This is a genomic window from Dyadobacter sp. HNCC25DJ186 (assembly GCF_056895235.1).
The window spans coordinates 322,694-337,374 of the sequence record NZ_JBXHAS010000005.1 but is presented as its reverse complement, the minus strand read 5'-3'; the positions used below and the strand labels follow the sequence as shown (position 1 = coordinate 337,374).

At 39.9% G+C, this 14,681-nt stretch carries 16 protein-coding genes; 2 read left to right on the top strand and 14 right to left on the bottom strand.

Annotated features, from left to right (window positions below; all coding sequences use genetic code 11):
- Positions 1-82: 82 nt before the first annotated feature.
- The 12 genes from AC1XUO_RS17505 to AC1XUO_RS17450 all read right to left on the bottom strand — a co-directional run bounded on the left by AC1XUO_RS17505 (position 83) and on the right by AC1XUO_RS17450 (position 9,417).
- Complete coding sequence (locus AC1XUO_RS17505; protein WP_483331066.1) at positions 83-754, bottom strand: hypothetical protein; 672 nt, start codon at positions 752-754, stop codon at positions 83-85.
- A gap of 24 nt (positions 755-778) precedes the next feature.
- Positions 779-1,375 (bottom strand): Uma2 family endonuclease, encoded by a 597-nt coding sequence (locus tag AC1XUO_RS17500; RefSeq protein WP_483331065.1) that lies wholly within the window; start codon positions 1,373-1,375, stop codon positions 779-781.
- Positions 1,376-1,561: 186 nt separating this feature from the next.
- The gene (locus tag AC1XUO_RS17495) at positions 1,562-2,158 is read right to left on the bottom strand and encodes a Uma2 family endonuclease (protein WP_483331064.1); all 597 of its coding nucleotides are present in this window, start codon (positions 2,156-2,158) and stop codon (positions 1,562-1,564) included.
- Between the two features lie 150 nt (positions 2,159-2,308).
- Positions 2,309-3,652 carry an acetyl-CoA carboxylase biotin carboxylase subunit gene (gene accC, locus AC1XUO_RS17490; RefSeq protein ID WP_483331063.1) on the bottom strand — a complete coding sequence of 448 codons (1,344 nt, stop codon included), beginning with the start codon at positions 3,650-3,652 and terminating at the stop codon, positions 2,309-2,311.
- A gap of 37 nt (positions 3,653-3,689) precedes the next feature.
- Positions 3,690-4,175, bottom strand: coding sequence for an acetyl-CoA carboxylase biotin carboxyl carrier protein (accB, locus tag AC1XUO_RS17485; RefSeq protein WP_483331062.1), 486 nt, complete (start codon positions 4,173-4,175; stop codon positions 3,690-3,692).
- A 34-nt stretch (positions 4,176-4,209) separates the two neighbouring features.
- On the bottom strand, positions 4,210-4,776 hold the full coding sequence (gene efp, locus AC1XUO_RS17480; RefSeq protein WP_483331061.1) for an elongation factor P: 567 nt from the start codon (positions 4,774-4,776) through the stop codon (positions 4,210-4,212).
- A gap of 84 nt (positions 4,777-4,860) precedes the next feature.
- Entirely contained in the window at positions 4,861-5,850 is a 990-nt protein-coding gene (locus tag AC1XUO_RS17475) for a beta-ketoacyl-ACP synthase III (protein WP_483331060.1), read from the bottom strand.
- Positions 5,851-5,937: 87 nt separating this feature from the next.
- On the bottom strand, positions 5,938-6,876 hold the full coding sequence (gene plsX, locus AC1XUO_RS17470; RefSeq protein WP_483331058.1) for a phosphate acyltransferase PlsX: 939 nt from the start codon (positions 6,874-6,876) through the stop codon (positions 5,938-5,940).
- A gap of 131 nt (positions 6,877-7,007) precedes the next feature.
- Complete coding sequence (gene rpmF / locus AC1XUO_RS17465) at positions 7,008-7,202, bottom strand: 50S ribosomal protein L32 (RefSeq protein ID WP_090337350.1); 195 nt, start codon at positions 7,200-7,202, stop codon at positions 7,008-7,010.
- Positions 7,203-7,263: 61 nt separating this feature from the next.
- Positions 7,264-7,827, bottom strand: a complete 564-nt coding sequence (locus tag AC1XUO_RS17460; RefSeq protein ID WP_483331057.1) for a YceD family protein — start codon at positions 7,825-7,827, stop codon at positions 7,264-7,266.
- 143 nt (positions 7,828-7,970) lie between these two features.
- Complete coding sequence (locus AC1XUO_RS17455; protein ID WP_483331056.1) at positions 7,971-8,603, bottom strand: acetyltransferase; 633 nt, start codon at positions 8,601-8,603, stop codon at positions 7,971-7,973.
- 154 nt (positions 8,604-8,757) lie between these two features.
- Positions 8,758-9,417 (bottom strand): porin family protein, encoded by a 660-nt coding sequence (locus AC1XUO_RS17450; RefSeq protein ID WP_483331055.1) that lies wholly within the window; start codon positions 9,415-9,417, stop codon positions 8,758-8,760.
- Positions 9,418-9,527: 110 nt separating this feature from the next.
- Between AC1XUO_RS17450 and AC1XUO_RS17445 the strand changes: the two genes are divergently transcribed.
- Entirely contained in the window at positions 9,528-11,000 is a 1,473-nt protein-coding gene (locus AC1XUO_RS17445) for a M61 family metallopeptidase (protein WP_483331054.1), read from the top strand.
- Positions 11,001-11,130: 130 nt separating this feature from the next.
- Here the strand turns inward: AC1XUO_RS17445 and AC1XUO_RS17440 are convergent, their stop codons facing one another.
- Positions 11,131-12,045, bottom strand: a complete 915-nt coding sequence (locus AC1XUO_RS17440; protein ID WP_483331053.1) for a TIGR01777 family oxidoreductase — start codon at positions 12,043-12,045, stop codon at positions 11,131-11,133.
- Positions 12,046-12,103: 58 nt separating this feature from the next.
- A complete protein-coding gene (locus AC1XUO_RS17435; protein WP_483331052.1) occupies positions 12,104-12,916 on the bottom strand; it encodes a lysophospholipid acyltransferase family protein in 813 nt (270 codons plus the stop codon).
- A 262-nt stretch (positions 12,917-13,178) separates the two neighbouring features.
- On the opposite strand from AC1XUO_RS17435, the gene AC1XUO_RS17430 reads away from it, so the two are divergent.
- Positions 13,179-14,636, top strand: a complete 1,458-nt coding sequence (locus AC1XUO_RS17430; protein WP_483331051.1) for a M48 family metalloprotease — start codon at positions 13,179-13,181, stop codon at positions 14,634-14,636.
- The last annotated feature ends 45 nt before the right edge of the window (positions 14,637-14,681 follow it).

Here is a 14,681-nt window from a genome sequence, read left to right as displayed (position 1 = left end):
ATAGAAAAGCCCGGATCGGTTTGATTCGGGTATTTTTGATACAGTTAATGTTGTTTTTTTACGTTAAATATGGGTAGTCATATTATCTCTTTCTGAAAGAATAAAAATATTCTTGAATGGCAAGCGTGTCATATTTTCCGACTGAATTTATATAGGATTCATTAAACTCATTGAATATGGTTCCTGATGAGGATGATTTATCCCATATATCAGGCGATGAATCATCACTCCAATTCCATTGTATATACCAGCCTATCCTATTGTATTCAAAAACGGACAGATTTAATGCGGAATAGTTTCCATAACCAACCAGCATGTTATAAACGCTAAATTTACCGTCCCAAACAGGCTTGATCTCACTTTGATATTTTGTCATCTTATAGCTCGAAGACAGCTGGGCATCCGATATAATATTCCTATTTGTCGACTTAAAAATAAGCTGATTTTCTTTTTTTACAACAGTCAATGAATTGAATAAATTTGGTATTCCAGCGGAATCTGCAGAGAAGAAGATTAGCGTTTCGTCGGAGATAAATGATGTGTCTTTTCTGGTAAAACCTTTTGTGCCTTTAATGAATTTATCAATCACCGACTGATCTGTTATTTCTCCTTTATTTGTAAATAAGCGGATTGTAGACTTTTTGGTAATACCGTTCAAATAAAGTGTAGATGGAAACTGTGGTGCGGGATCGATTTTTGTTTTTTTACAAGCTAAAATTATAATAGCTAGAAGAAAGATATATAAATATTTCATCAGATACGGTTGTGTCGAGACTTTCTACCCAAAAATCTCTTCCAAATTTATTTCCAAATCAGGGAAAATACTGGATTTGAGAATATTTGTTACAGGTTTTAAACCAATATATTTTCCTTCTTCATTCAGGACGTAGATATATACTGCATTTTCCGAAGGTTCAACGAGCCAATATTCTCTTACACCACTTTCTTCATAAAGATCAAATTTCTCATTCATTTCCTTCTTTGAATTTCCAGGAGAAAGAATTTCAATAATCAGATCGGGAGCACCCAAACAACCTTTTTCATCCAGTTTATTTTGATCACAAATGACGCAGAGATCTGGCTGAACAACGCTATAAATTTCCCTGAAAGCTACTTTTGACTTTTTATCATTATATAGTCTTACATCAAATGGAGCGCTAAAAAGATCGCATGAACTACCTTTCAAATAATTAAATAGTGCACCTTGCAGTTGGGTGGAAATTCTTTGGTGTACTAAGGATGGCGCCGGCGACATTTTGAAAATTTTGCCCTTGATTAATTCCAGGCGTTCTTCAATTCGCCATAACAAATAATCTGCATAGGTATAAGTCCCATCCAAATCCAGCTGATTGATATCCGTTATAATCGTTGACATAGTATGTAAATTAGTAAGGTAAAGCTACTTAATTCTAAGATAAACCTCAAAAACCAGAAAAGGTGCCGGTCAAAACCAAACACCTTTTCAAAATAGTATATCAAATAAAACTCCCCGCTACTCTGCGAGAATCTCCGATTACTCTGCGTTTAAACCAAAATGTAGAGCGTTTAGAAATCAAAAGATTTATTGTTGAAAAATCTCTTCTAAATTAATTTCCAAATCAGGGAAAATACTGGATTTAAGCGTGGAAGTAACAGGTTTCAACCCAATATATTTTCCATCCTCATTCAAAATATAAATATAGACTGCATTTTCAGCGGGCTCAACCATCCAGTATTCTCTTACACCTGTTTCCTCATATAAATCGAATTTTTCGTTCATTTCTTTTTTCGAATTTCCAGGAGAGAGTATCTCAATTACTAAATCTGGTGCTCCAAGACAGCCTTTTTCATCCAATTTATTTTCATCACAAATCACACAAAGATCTGGCTGAACAACTGTAAAAATTTTACCATCACTTGCCAACGAATCTTTTCTGGGAAGCCTTACGTCAAACGGAGCATAAAAAATCTGACAATAATGATTCTTAAAAAACTGGCCCATTTCTAAATGCAATCTTCCAGATACTTTTTGATGTCGCAAAGAAGGCGCCGGCGACATTTTAAAAATTTTGCCCTTGATTAATTCCAGGCGTTCTTCAATTCGCCATAACAAATAATCTGCATAGGTGTAAGTCCCATTCAGATCCAATTGATTAATATCCGTTACGATCGTTGGCATAGTATGTAAGTTAGTAAGGTAAAGCTACTTAATTTTAAGATAAACCTCAAAAACCAGAAAAGGTGTCCGGTCAAAACCAAACACCTTTTCAAAATAGTATATCAAATAAAACTCCCTGAACACAGCGGAAAAACTCCGGTCACTCTGCGTTTAAAGCGTTGAGAAATCAAATGATTCCAAAAACTTAGTTGTGAAATTGCCGGATTTAAATCCAGGATCATCCATCAACTTGATATGGAAAGGAATGGTCGTTTTGATTCCTTCAATCACAAATTCCTGTAAAGCACGTTTCATTCTTGTGATAACTTCCTCGCGCGACTGACCGCTAACGATCAGTTTCGCTATCATTGAGTCATAGTTTGGCGGGATTGTATACCCGCTGTAAACATGTGAGTCAATACGAATACCGTGACCGCCCGGGAAATGCAAATTTGTGATTTTTCCAGGAGATGGACGGAAGCCATTTGCAGGATCTTCCGCATTGATACGGCATTCCATTGCAAATAATTTTGGCGTATAATTAACACCCTTAATCGGCTCACCTGCAGCTACTTTAATTTGTTCTTTGATCAAATCAAAATCAGTTACCTCTTCCGTGATCGGGTGCTCAACCTGAATACGGGTGTTCATTTCCATGAAGAAAAATTCACCGTATTTGTCAACAAGAAACTCTATCGTCCCTGCGCCTTCATATCCGATTGCCTGCGCACCTTTGATGGCGGCGGCACCCATTCTTTCGCGGAGTTCAGGCGTTACGACAGGAGAAGGCGTTTCTTCAACCAATTTTTGGTGACGCCGCTGGATAGAACAATCACGTTCTGATAAGTGGCAAACTTTGCCATACTGATCACCGATGATCTGGATTTCAATATGACGAGGCTCCTCAACAAATTTTTCAAGGTATAAGCCGTCATTTCCAAAAGCCGCAGCAGATTCTGTACGGGCATCGTTCCATGCCTTTTCAAATTCTTCCGGTTTGTTGATGATACGCATACCACGTCCACCACCACCGGCAGTTGCTTTCACAATAACAGGATATCCAATACCGATCGCTAATTCCTTGCCTTGCTCAACCGATTCAAGCAAACCTTCCGAGCCTGGAACAACCGGAACGCCCGCTTTGATCATGGTCGCTTTGGCAGTTGCCTTGTCGCCCATTCCGTTGATCTGAGCGGCTGTTGCTCCAATAAATTTGATGCCGTAATCAGCACAGATTTGAGAGAATTCAGCGTTTTCAGATAAAAAACCGTATCCCGGATGTATTGCATCTGCACCTGTAACTTCGGCGGCAGAAATAATATTTTGTATACTTAGATAAGACTGACGGCTTGGCGGAGGTCCGATACATACAGCTTCGTCAGCAAAACGTACGTGAAGGCTGTCGCGGTCGGCAGTTGAATAAACTGCAACCGTTTTAATACCCATTTCACGGCAGGTCCTGATCACACGTAGTGCAATTTCACCTCTGTTGGCAATGAGAATCTTTTTAAACATGTAATTTAATTAAGTTTTTGAAGACCGGTCATTACCGTTATATAGGTTCAACAAGAAACAAAGGCTGGTCAAATTCTACCGGAGTAGCGTTTTCAACCAAAACTTTTACAATTCTTCCTGAAATTTCAGATTCAATTTCATTGAACAACTTCATTGCTTCAATCACACAAACCGTTTTTCCAGGCGTGATTTCATCTCCGATGCTTGCAAATGCAGGCGTTTCAGGATTTGAGGCACGGTAGAAAGTACCGATCATTGGTGATTTAATTGTAATAAGATTCGAAGATACTGCTGGTTCAATAGGAGCAGTCGGAGCCGATGGCGCAGCGGCAACTGCCTGAGCGGCGGATGCTGAGAGCGTGTTGGCTACCGGAGCAGAGAATTGTGACGGAGCAGAAGATACAACCGGAGCTGATCCGTATCTTTTTACTTTAATTTTAAGATCCGTTGTTTCAATGTTTACTTCATCAAGACCAGACTGGGCGATGAAGTCAATTAGTTTCTGAATTTCTTTAGTTTCCATTTAGTCAAGTTTAAACAGTTGTAGGAATTGTAACCTATGATTTTACTCTTTCAACGTAGTCGTAAGTGCGGGTATCTACTTTGATTTTCTGACCTTCTTCGATAAATAAAGGTACCATGATACGTGCACCTGTTTCTACCTCAATCGCTTTTTTCGGAGAGTTTGCGGTATCTCCCTTCAAGCCTGGTTCAGCATAGGTCACTTCTAATTCTACAAATGGGGGCAATTCACAAAGTAAAGCAGCGTCCGTTTCCGTGTTGATCAGGATTTCTACTTCCTGTCCATCCTTCATCAAATCAGCAGCAGTTACAAGTTTTTCGTCGATCAATACCTGATCGAACGTTTCAGAGTTCATGAAGTTATATCCAACTTCATCTTTGTATAAAAACTGGAATTTATGTCTTTCTACGCGAACCGGAATAATCGTAGCACCTGATGAAAAAGTATTATCCAATACTTTCCCGGTGGTAAGGCTTTTAATTTTAGTACGAACAAAAGCGTTTCCTTTACCTGGTTTTACATGTTGAAACTCAATAACCTGAAACAGGTCATGGTTAAAATGTATAACTAGTCCGTTACGTAAATCTGCGGTCGTTGCCATGTTTGATTAATAAGTAAAGCAAAAATTTTGTAAAATCTTAAACACAAAATGAATAATGAAGCACGTCCATTATTCATTTTTTTCTTATAAAGCCCATTTTAAATATATAGCTCCCCAGGTAAACCCTCCACCAAAGGCAGCCAACACCAAATTATCTCCTTTTTTCAATTGTGATTCATAATCCCATAAACATAGTGGAATCGTGGCCGAAGTTGTATTGCCGTATTTATGGATATTCACCATCACTTTATCCATACCCACACCCATTCGGTTGGCTGTTGCTTCTATAATCCGCCTGTTCGCCTGATGCGGAACAAGCCATGCAACATTTTCGCTGGAAAGGTTATTTTTTTCCATGATCTCAGCTGAAATATCTGCCATATTCTTCACGGCAAATTTAAAAACCTGTGCGCCATCCTGAAAAACAGAATGCCATTTATTGTCAATCGTTTCATGTGTAGGCGGATACCGGCTTCCTCCCGCTTTCTGATGCAGATAAGGATACCCAACTCCGTCAGAACGAATAATGGAATCGATAATTCCGTAACCATCAGTATCAGGTTCAAGAAGCACAGCGCCCGCACCGTCACCAAACAAGATACAGGTTTTTCTATCAGTATAATCCACGATCGCTGACATTTTATCAGCACCGACGACAATTACTTTTTTATATTTCCCGGTCTCAATAAATTGAGAGCCGATTGTAAGTGCATAAACAAATCCGGAGCATGCAGCCTGAATATCAAAACTTCCGACATTTCTGATGCCTGTCATATCACAGATCAGATTGGCAGTACCAGGAAAAATAAAATCGGGAGTTGTCGTGGCGCAAATTAATAAATCAATGTCTTCCGGAGACGTATTGGTTTTGGCAAGTAACCCTTTTACAGCCTCAGCGCCCATATGTGAGCTTCCTAAACCTTCTCCTTTGAGTATGCGACGTTCTTTAATGCCGGTGCGGCTAACGATCCATTCATCGTTTGTCGCCACCATCGTTTCCAATTCAGCATTTGTCAGAATATAGTCAGGCACATACCCGTGTATTCCTGTTATAGAGGCTCTTGCGTGGGTCATGGTTAATTTCTAGCATTCAAAATTCAAGTGAATTTTGGTAAAAAATAGTATCAGAGTTTTCGCAAATATAGCTGTATCGATCATAAATCAATTCAAGGCATTTGCAATATGCAGATAAGCTTTTGATTTGACTTGTTTATATGCCCAACCGAGCATGTTTTTAATTGCCAGCGGCGAAGAGATACCATGGGCAATCATTACATTACCATTGACTCCGATAATTGAACTTCCGCCGATGGATTCATAATTCGTCTGATCTATAAAATCATCCTGAATCCCTTTTTGTTTGGCAATTTCGTAAAAAGATTCTCCTAACTTAAATAATACATTCCCAGTGAAACCGTCGGTGACGATCACATCTGCTTTGTTAGTGAAGAGGTCTTTCCCTTCAATATTCCCGATAAAATTGATTTTTTTGTTATCCTTGAGCAACGGATAAGTCGCCTGAGCAGTCAATGAACCCTTCTGTTCTTCTTCACCGATATTCATTAATGCCACGCGCGGTCGCTCAATCTGGAACGTATGTTGAACAAACAAAGAACCAATTTCTCCAAACTGCGCCAAAACTTCGGGCTTGCAGTCTGCATTGGCACCAATATCTACCATGATAGCATATCCGCCTCCAACCTGAGGTACATAACCTGCAATGGCTGGTCTTAAAACTCCTTCGATAGCTTTTATGCTAAAAAGAGCACCCACATGCATTGCCCCGGTGTTACCTGCGCTGCAAAAGATGTCAATTTCTTTTTCTTTCAGAAGCTTGAATCCAATCCCTATGCTTGAATTGGGCTTTTGAGAAAGAGCTTTTGTAGGGTGCTCACCCATCTCAATAACATCTTCAGCATGAATAATGTCAACAGCTGATGGAGAAAAGTTATTCTGGTGAAATATCTCCAAAATAGCACTTTCCCGACCAATTAACACGATTCGAGCATCCGATGGCAGTTCGGAAGTGGCTTGCATAACCCCTTCAACTATTGCTTGTGGAGCTAAATCTCCCCCCATAGCATCTACCGCAATTTTCATTTACACGCTGTTATTTTGTACTAAAAGTTAGAAATCGAAGGTGTAAATTTAGCAGTTGTGCCTTAGTAAAAAAGAATTTCGCAACAACTTTTATACGGCTGTTGCGAAATTGGCATTCTCATTATCAAAAATTAAACCGTTTTGGCATAATTTTCAACAACAACTTTGCCTCTATAAACTAGATTTCCTTCGTGTACGTGCGCACGGTGGAACTGATGGATTTCCCCTGTTGACGAATCAACTGACAATTGCTTGCCTGTAAGGAAGTCATGTGCTCTGCGTGTATCGCGACGGGTCTTGGAAATTTTCCGCTTAGGATGTGCCATGATGCTTTATGTTCTGTATGTTAATATTCGGTTTGAAAAACTTTTATATCGCAGTTCAGAATTACTCCTGATTGCCCTTTAATTTTTTTAATGCTTCCCAACGTGGGTCAATTTTTTCTTCTGAATCACCGTCTTCTTCGCTTACTTCTTTATCTTCTGAGGAGTAAACCAGAATCACTTCATCCTCCTCAGAATCTTCGTCCTCAGAAACTTCCTCACGAAGGCTCGGATGTAATTTTTTTACGGGAATAGAAAGTGCGATAAATTCGAAAATATATTTTGCAACATTAATACGGTTCGTATTTCTGTTTATAATCTCAATTTCGTCGGTAAGCTCTTCATTCCGATCTCCAAATTTCAGAATGATCCGGTTATCCAGATCGATCAGCTCTTCAAACGGTTCCAAAGTACGGTCACAAAGTAATTCAACCGAACCTTCAGTATGGAAATGAAGTTGGATCATCGTAGCAGATTTTACCAAAACCACATGGGTTTTAAACTGTCCGTGTTCGATGAGATCTTGCTCTAATTCTTCAAAAAAAGCGTCTCCCGACTCCATATCATAGTCATACTGTTTGTCTTCCAAACCGTAAATGTCTATGTTGTATTTACTTAGCTCTTTCACTATTTCTGTCAAAAGGACTGCAAAGGTAGTGTCTTTTCGTGTTAATAAAAAAACTATCTACAATTTTTATTGATTTGAACTGAGGGATTTAACATTGAACATGCTGTTTCCCAATATGTATTGACTTTTTCCTGCAACAAGACCTAGATCTTACGTGCAGGATTTCCAAAAAATGTACTGTTTGCCGGTACATTTTCCACAACCACTGACCCTGCGCCAATTCTTGCGTTTTTACCGATTTCTATACCGGCAACAATGATTGCTCCTGATCCTATAAACACACCATCGCCAATAGTCACGCGGTCATTGATTACGGCGCCTGCGCCAACGGTAACATAATCACCAATTTTGACAGAGGTTTCTATTACGGAAGAAGTCTGAAATAATGAATGATTTCCCAAAGTAGATAATGGCCCTACGACAACGCGTGCTCCAAATAAATTGCCATGACCAACGGCAGCCATGTCCGAAATAATTGCGCTTTCGTGGATCGCATTAACAGGCATACTTTTAAAACGATCATTAATCCCTTCCGTTAATTGTTTCCGAACTGTACGTTCGCCAACAGCAACAAAAGTTTCACATTTTTCGCCGATGATATTAATAAAAGCTTCGTCGTCAGTTGCGCCTAAAACACTTACATCGCCGAATTCTTTTCCATGCAATTCTTTGTTATCGTCCAGGATGCCGTAGACAAGCACATTATTTCTTCTGAAAATATCAAGTGCCTGCATTCCTAATGAGCCTGCACCAAAAATTAAAACCGGATTTTCCATAATTAAATAAAATCCATCAAGACAAAGTTGGTCCGATGAAAGAGGTATTGTGTTGTGAATGAATCTGGGTGGAATTTATTTGTCAGTAGAGAAAATTGATTTTCAAACCGACAAGTCAAAACGTGCAGAATGCTTTTTTACAAAAGTACGGATTTTAAAGGAACGTTACACGAAATACAAACGGGCTTCCGTAAGGTGAAATATTATTTCCATAATCATCTATCTGATTATTGTAATTTAGGTTATACAACGCGGTAAAATGTACCGCTCTTATAAGGCGACCTCCGGTAGGCTGAGAGTAAGATGCGCCTAGCATAGGGGAACCTATCCATTTTCTGGCATCGTACTTGATAAATGTATCAGCTACAACATTCATTGATTCATATTCTGCAATAATATTTATCATTGGAGCTACTTGATACATCAGAAATCCCTTTCCTCCATAGTAGACAGAGTTCACTCCATAGTATTTCGATTTGAACCACATTAGAGTAGCGCCGACACCGCCAACCAATTTATCTGTGATCTGGTATCCCACCATAGGGGATACATTTATATTTGTATATGTCCCAAAACTCAAACCAAAACTTCCGCCAAGTCTTATTCTTTCTTTAAACGCAAGATTTTTTAAATCACTTTCAAGCTTTTGTTTTTCAATCGGCGCTTTTTCTTCTACCGGTGGTACTTCGTTTCTGATCGGTCTTTCTTTCTTCACAGTATCCGGGCGGTAATATTCGTCGGTTTGGGCAAATACTACTGATTTAGATGATAGTGTGATGATAAATAAGCAGGATAGGAGGATTTTCCTTTTCATTTCTAAATGGTTTATTTTAATATTGTTAATAGTAACGCAAATTTCTTAACTTTTGGTTTATTGTTGATTAAGCCCTCATCAATTCTGCCTCATTCACTGCCTGACTACCTATGCATTATCATATTTCGGTAACTGACCCAACTTCTCATTTCTTAGTCATCACCTACACAATTCCTGAAATTACAACGGATCGCATCGAAATTCAGTTGCCGGCATGGCGGCCGGGACGATATGAAATTCAAAATTTTGCCAAAAATATTCAATTTATTGAAGCAATTTCAATTCGTGGTGATAAACTGCCCTTACGCAAAATCACGAAGGATCGTTGGGAGGTTACGACAAACAATGAAAAAGAAGTTCAGATTCGTTATTCTTATTACGCCGCCATTCAAAATGCAGGGAGCAGTTATGTCGACGAGGAGCTCTGGTATCTGAATTTTATCAATTTTTGTTTTTATACAGAGGGCAGGATCAATGATGAGTATCGGTTAACACTTGCATTACCCGAAACTTTCGAAATTGCCTGTGGGTTACCATCCGACGGGCGTCATCAATTGGTGGCGAAGGATTTTTATCAATTGGTAGACAGTCCGTTGCTTGCCTCAGAAACTTTACAAAAATCAGATTATACTGTGCGCGGTGTGCAGTTTCATATATGGATGCACGGCCGTTTGAAACCAAACTGGAAACGTATTCAGCGTGATTTCAGAAGATTTTCCAGGGAACAGATTGCGACCATAGGAGAATTTCCGGAGGAAGATTATCATTTTCTGAACCTGATTTTACCAAACGCTTTTTACCACGGCGTGGAACATCACAATTCTACCATGATTGTGTTGGGGCCGGATGATGAAGGAGAAGGATTATATACCGATTTGCTGGGAGTCAGTTCACATGAGCTTTTTCACGCCTGGAATATCATCAGAATTCGTCCTGTCGAACTTTTGCCATACGACTTTACCAAAGAAAATTATTTTGAAACCTGTTTTGTAGCCGAGGGTTGTACCACCTATTATGGTGATTTATTTTTGAAACGTGCCGGCGTTTTCAACGATGAAGCCTACGTAAAAGAACTGCAGGTATACATGAAGCGGCATTTTGAAAATAACGGGTCGGCGGCGCAATCCCTGGCGCAGTCCTCTTTTGATCTTTGGCTGGATGGTTATGAAAAAGGAATTCCGGATCGCAAAGTTTCGGTTTATCATAAAGGTGCTTTGGTTGCGATGATTCTGGACTTATATCTAAGAAAAAAATCCGACCATACCGTTTCGCTTGATACGGTCATGCAAATTCTTTGGCAGCGTTTTGGTAAGCCTTTCATTGGATATACCATTCAGGATTATCAGGATATTGTGGAAGAAGTGGCCGGTGAAAAACTGGATTGGTATTGGAGGGATTGTATTTTTACCAATGAACCATTAGAAAGCAGATTAAATGAAGCACTCAGTTTCGTCGGTTTGCAAATGACAACGTTCAGCAATGGAAATATCCAGCTCAACGTCCAGGACGATTTTAAGGCAAAAATACAGCGTGATAAATGGCTTGAAACCCGGCAGGTATTGTCGGATGAAGAAGAGGAATAGCGTTGGCAATCGGCTTTCAGCAGTCGGCTTTCAATTTTTTTGAATATAAACACTTATCATTTTTAAACGTGAATTTGAGTTTATATTGAACCTGCTCTTAAAGTACACTGCTGAAAGCTGACAGCCGAAGTCAATTTTTTAACACATCTTTCAAAGCCTCCAATAAAACCGGAAACTGGTATTGAAAATCAGTTTCGTCCTGAATGCGTTGGTTGATAACATAGTTACTACCCAAAACCACATTTGCCATTTCACCAAAAGTCAGCCTGAGCGCGAATGCAGGAACGTTTGGAAGCCATTGAGGTTTATCAAGTGCTTTGCAGAGAAGTTTTGTAAAATATTCGTTCGTTGCGGGCGGCGTCGCGACAGCATTATAAGCACCAACCCAGGATTCATTTTCCAAACAGTGGATATAAAGCGCACAGATATCATCGATATGTATCCAGGAAAGCCATTGTTTTCCTGAACCTAATGGAGCACCGAATCCAAGTTTTGCTGGCTGTGCCATTTTTGGTACGGCACCGCCATCATTGCTCAACACAATTCCAGTCCTCAGTTTAACGGTCCGCACACCTAACGCAGCAATTTGATCCGCAGCCTTTTCCCATTCAATCGTTACCTCCGACAAAAAATCCTTTCCGGGCGGCGAATGTTCGGTATGCTGAATATCCCCTGTGTCTTCACCATAATAACTACTTCCGGATGCTGAGACAAAGGATTTTGGCCTAATATTTAATTCTTTGAATTTTCTGGCGATCAGCTCGATACTATCGGTTCGGCTGCTGAATATTTCTTTTTTTCGTTCTTCTGTCCAGCGTTCATCCGCAACACCCGCGCCAGCCAGGTGTATCAGATAATCTGTATTTTCCAGTGCGCCATCTTCAATGTAATTCTTTCTCACATCCCATTCATAAACTCTTACCGAAGGAATATTTACTTTTTTCCGGGTAAGATAAGCGATTTCGTACCCCTTTTGAAGTAACAAAGCCGTAAGTCTTTTTCCAATTAAACCTGTTCCTCCGGTGATCAATACTTTTTGTGCCATAAAATGCTGGAATGAGATGCTGTTATAAAAGCGGAGATACAAAAATAATGCCGACGTATTATTCTATGATCGTATTGATTTCTTTTGGTGGCTCCTGCTCAATTGCTTTGGTAACCCTTTCAATCATACTGTCTATGGATTCATCAGGCAAAAAGTGCATAGGAGCTTTAAAATGAACAGTCAGGGTAGTATTTCGCTTTTTAAAACGTAATCCTTTTTTATCAAATGCTCTTCTAAAACCGTTGATAACGACAGGTATCACGATAGGCTGATGTTCTTTGATCAAATGGGCCGTTCCCTTTCTTACCGGAGCAAAAGGTTTCGTAGTGCCTTGCGGAAAACTCACGACCCATCCGTGTTTTAAACCCATCCCAATTTTATCCTGAGCAGAATTGTCCAGCTCTCGTTTTACATTTTCTCCGTTTGCACGCCAGGATCTGTCTATGGTGATCGCGCCTCCGATACTGAATAATTTTGGCAGTATTCCTTCTTTCATTGTCTCAGAAGCGGCTACATAATAACAGCGCGCCCGGGGTGAAAAAAGATAAAAAGGCGGAGAAATGGTATCCTTGTAGCCCCATTTGGTGGCGCAGAAAATGTGGTAGAAAGCAATTACGTCAGCGAAATAGGTTTGATGATTTGATAAGAAAATTACGCCATGATCAGGCAGGTCAACCAATTGTTCGCTGCCCGTGATTTTTATGTTATTCACTGCCGTATAGCGGTAATAGGTAAACCAACCAATTACAAAAATGAAAAAGCGTTTAATACTCAGGAAATTTCCGAAGGGGTCTTTTTCAAACAGTCCCAGAAAATCAAAACGCGCAAGCCACGGCGGAAGTGCACTGAATATACTTTTTTTTGCATTCATGTAGAAAGTATGGTCAATTATGCGGCTCAAAGTTAGTTTGCCAGTTGATATTTAAATCAATATGATCTGCAAAAATTGTTAACGAAGGTAAGATATAAAGAGATTTCTAGATTAAATAAAATAACCAGGCCTGACACCTGTAACCAAATCCATGTTTTCGAGTCAAAAACATATAAAAGCAACAATTGGCATGATTCTTTGATTACCGTTCAATACTTACCTAATTTTGATCAGCTTACTAACAAAAAATACCAAAATTAATATGACTATTAAGTATCAATCGCACATACTTGCATGCGTACTGGCTGCCGGGGTTTTTTCTGGATGCTCAAAAAACCCTGTTACCGGAAAAAATGAGATTATTTTCATGTCTCCGGAAAAGGAAAAAGCATTAGGTGCAGAGTCACATCCATCGGTAGTCGCTTCCATGGGATTGTATGACGATAAAAATCTGACTGCTTTTATTAACGATAAGGGAAAGGCGATGGGTAAAATTTCGCACCGTCCCGATGTAAACTATCAGTTTTTTATTGTCGATTCACCGGTTGTAAATGCGTTTGCTGTTCCGGGTGGTTACGTCTATTTCACGCGCGGTATCATGGCGCATTTCAACAATGAAGCAGAATTTGCAGGTGTTTTAGGGCACGAGATCGGACACATAGCGGCGCGTCATTCCGCAAGTCAGCAAACCAAACAAGTATTTACTCAAGGTGTTCTGTTAGCCGGATCCGTGCTTTCACCAACTTTCAGAAGTATGTCAGAACAGGCTTCGCAAGGTTTGGGGTTGCTGTTATTAAAATACGGTCGTGATCACGAAACGCAGTCTGATGAGTTAGGTGTTGACTATTCAAGTAAAATTGGATATGACGCTAACGAGATGGCAGATTTCTTTGGAACATTAAAGAGAATTAGTGAAAAATCCGGACAAACGATTCCTACTTTTCAGTCTACTCACCCGGATCCGGGAAATCGGCAGGTGAAGGTTAAACAACTTGCAGCTTCCTACCAATCAGCGCACCAGGCGAAATATGATGTGAACCGTGATGTTTATCTTCGTAGAATTGATGGTTTAATTTACGGTGTTGACCCAAAACAAGGATTTGTTGAGGGCGGTCAATTTTATCACCCGGAATTAAAATTCCAGTTCCCGGTGCCATCGGGCTGGCAGACAGAAAACACGCCGGCACAATTTCAAATGGCATCAAAGGATGGCAAAGCCATGATGCTTTTCACAATAGCTGAGGGGAAAACCCTGGATGAAGCGGCTCAAACGATTATCAAGAATTACGGTCTGCAGGTTTCTGAAAATAATAAAACAACGATCAATGGTAATCCTGCAATCGCGATGATCGCAAAACAGGTTGCACAAGGACAAACTGCAGCCGCTGCCAACGCTGCACAAATTGCAAGCTGGTTGATTCAATATAACGGTTCTATTTATGTTATTCATGGAGTTGCTGCAAGTACGGATTTTGGAGCAAACCTGAATCAATTTAAATCAGTTGCACAAGGTTTTAAATCCCTGACAGACGCTTCAAAACTGAACAGGGAGCCAGAGCGTGTTCGTATCAAAACAGTTCAAAACGATGGAACGCTTAGGGATGCACTGAAAAGTGCCAATATGCCAGACAACAAGCTGGAAGACCTGGCTATCCTTAACGGCATGGCGCTGACGGATAAAGTTACCAAAGGTATGTTATTCAAAACTTTGGGTAAATAATTTTCGAGACATATTGTCTGGGGTTACGTCCTAAGACTGATACAA

What these genes read in the sequence shown, in the direction of transcription:
- AC1XUO_RS17500 (WP_483331065.1), bottom strand. Translation starts at nt 1,375, where the DNA reads ATGTCAACGATTATAACGGATATCAATCAGCTGGATTTGGATGGGACT.
- AC1XUO_RS17505 (WP_483331066.1), bottom strand. Translation starts at nt 754, where the DNA reads ATGAAATATTTATATATCTTTCTTCTAGCTATTATAATTTTAGCTTGT.
- AC1XUO_RS17475 (WP_483331060.1), bottom strand. Translation starts at nt 5,850, where the DNA reads ATGACCCACGCAAGAGCCTCTATAACAGGAATACACGGGTATGTGCCT.
- AC1XUO_RS17445 (WP_483331054.1), top strand. Translation starts at nt 9,528, where the DNA reads ATGCATTATCATATTTCGGTAACTGACCCAACTTCTCATTTCTTAGTC.
- AC1XUO_RS17440 (WP_483331053.1), bottom strand. Translation starts at nt 12,045, where the DNA reads ATGGCACAAAAAGTATTGATCACCGGAGGAACAGGTTTAATTGGAAAA.
- plsX (WP_483331058.1), bottom strand. Translation starts at nt 6,876, where the DNA reads ATGAAAATTGCGGTAGATGCTATGGGGGGAGATTTAGCTCCACAAGCA.
- accB (WP_483331062.1), bottom strand. Translation starts at nt 4,175, where the DNA reads ATGGAAACTAAAGAAATTCAGAAACTAATTGACTTCATCGCCCAGTCT.
- rpmF (WP_090337350.1), bottom strand. Translation starts at nt 7,202, where the DNA reads ATGGCACATCCTAAGCGGAAAATTTCCAAGACCCGTCGCGATACACGC.
- AC1XUO_RS17495 (WP_483331064.1), bottom strand. Translation starts at nt 2,158, where the DNA reads ATGCCAACGATCGTAACGGATATTAATCAATTGGATCTGAATGGGACT.
- AC1XUO_RS17435 (WP_483331052.1), bottom strand. Translation starts at nt 12,916, where the DNA reads ATGAATGCAAAAAAAAGTATATTCAGTGCACTTCCGCCGTGGCTTGCG.
- AC1XUO_RS17450 (WP_483331055.1), bottom strand. Translation starts at nt 9,417, where the DNA reads ATGAAAAGGAAAATCCTCCTATCCTGCTTATTTATCATCACACTATCA.
- AC1XUO_RS17430 (WP_483331051.1), top strand. Translation starts at nt 13,179, where the DNA reads ATGACTATTAAGTATCAATCGCACATACTTGCATGCGTACTGGCTGCC.
- efp (WP_483331061.1), bottom strand. Translation starts at nt 4,776, where the DNA reads ATGGCAACGACCGCAGATTTACGTAACGGACTAGTTATACATTTTAAC.
- accC (WP_483331063.1), bottom strand. Translation starts at nt 3,652, where the DNA reads ATGTTTAAAAAGATTCTCATTGCCAACAGAGGTGAAATTGCACTACGT.
- AC1XUO_RS17455 (WP_483331056.1), bottom strand. Translation starts at nt 8,603, where the DNA reads ATGGAAAATCCGGTTTTAATTTTTGGTGCAGGCTCATTAGGAATGCAG.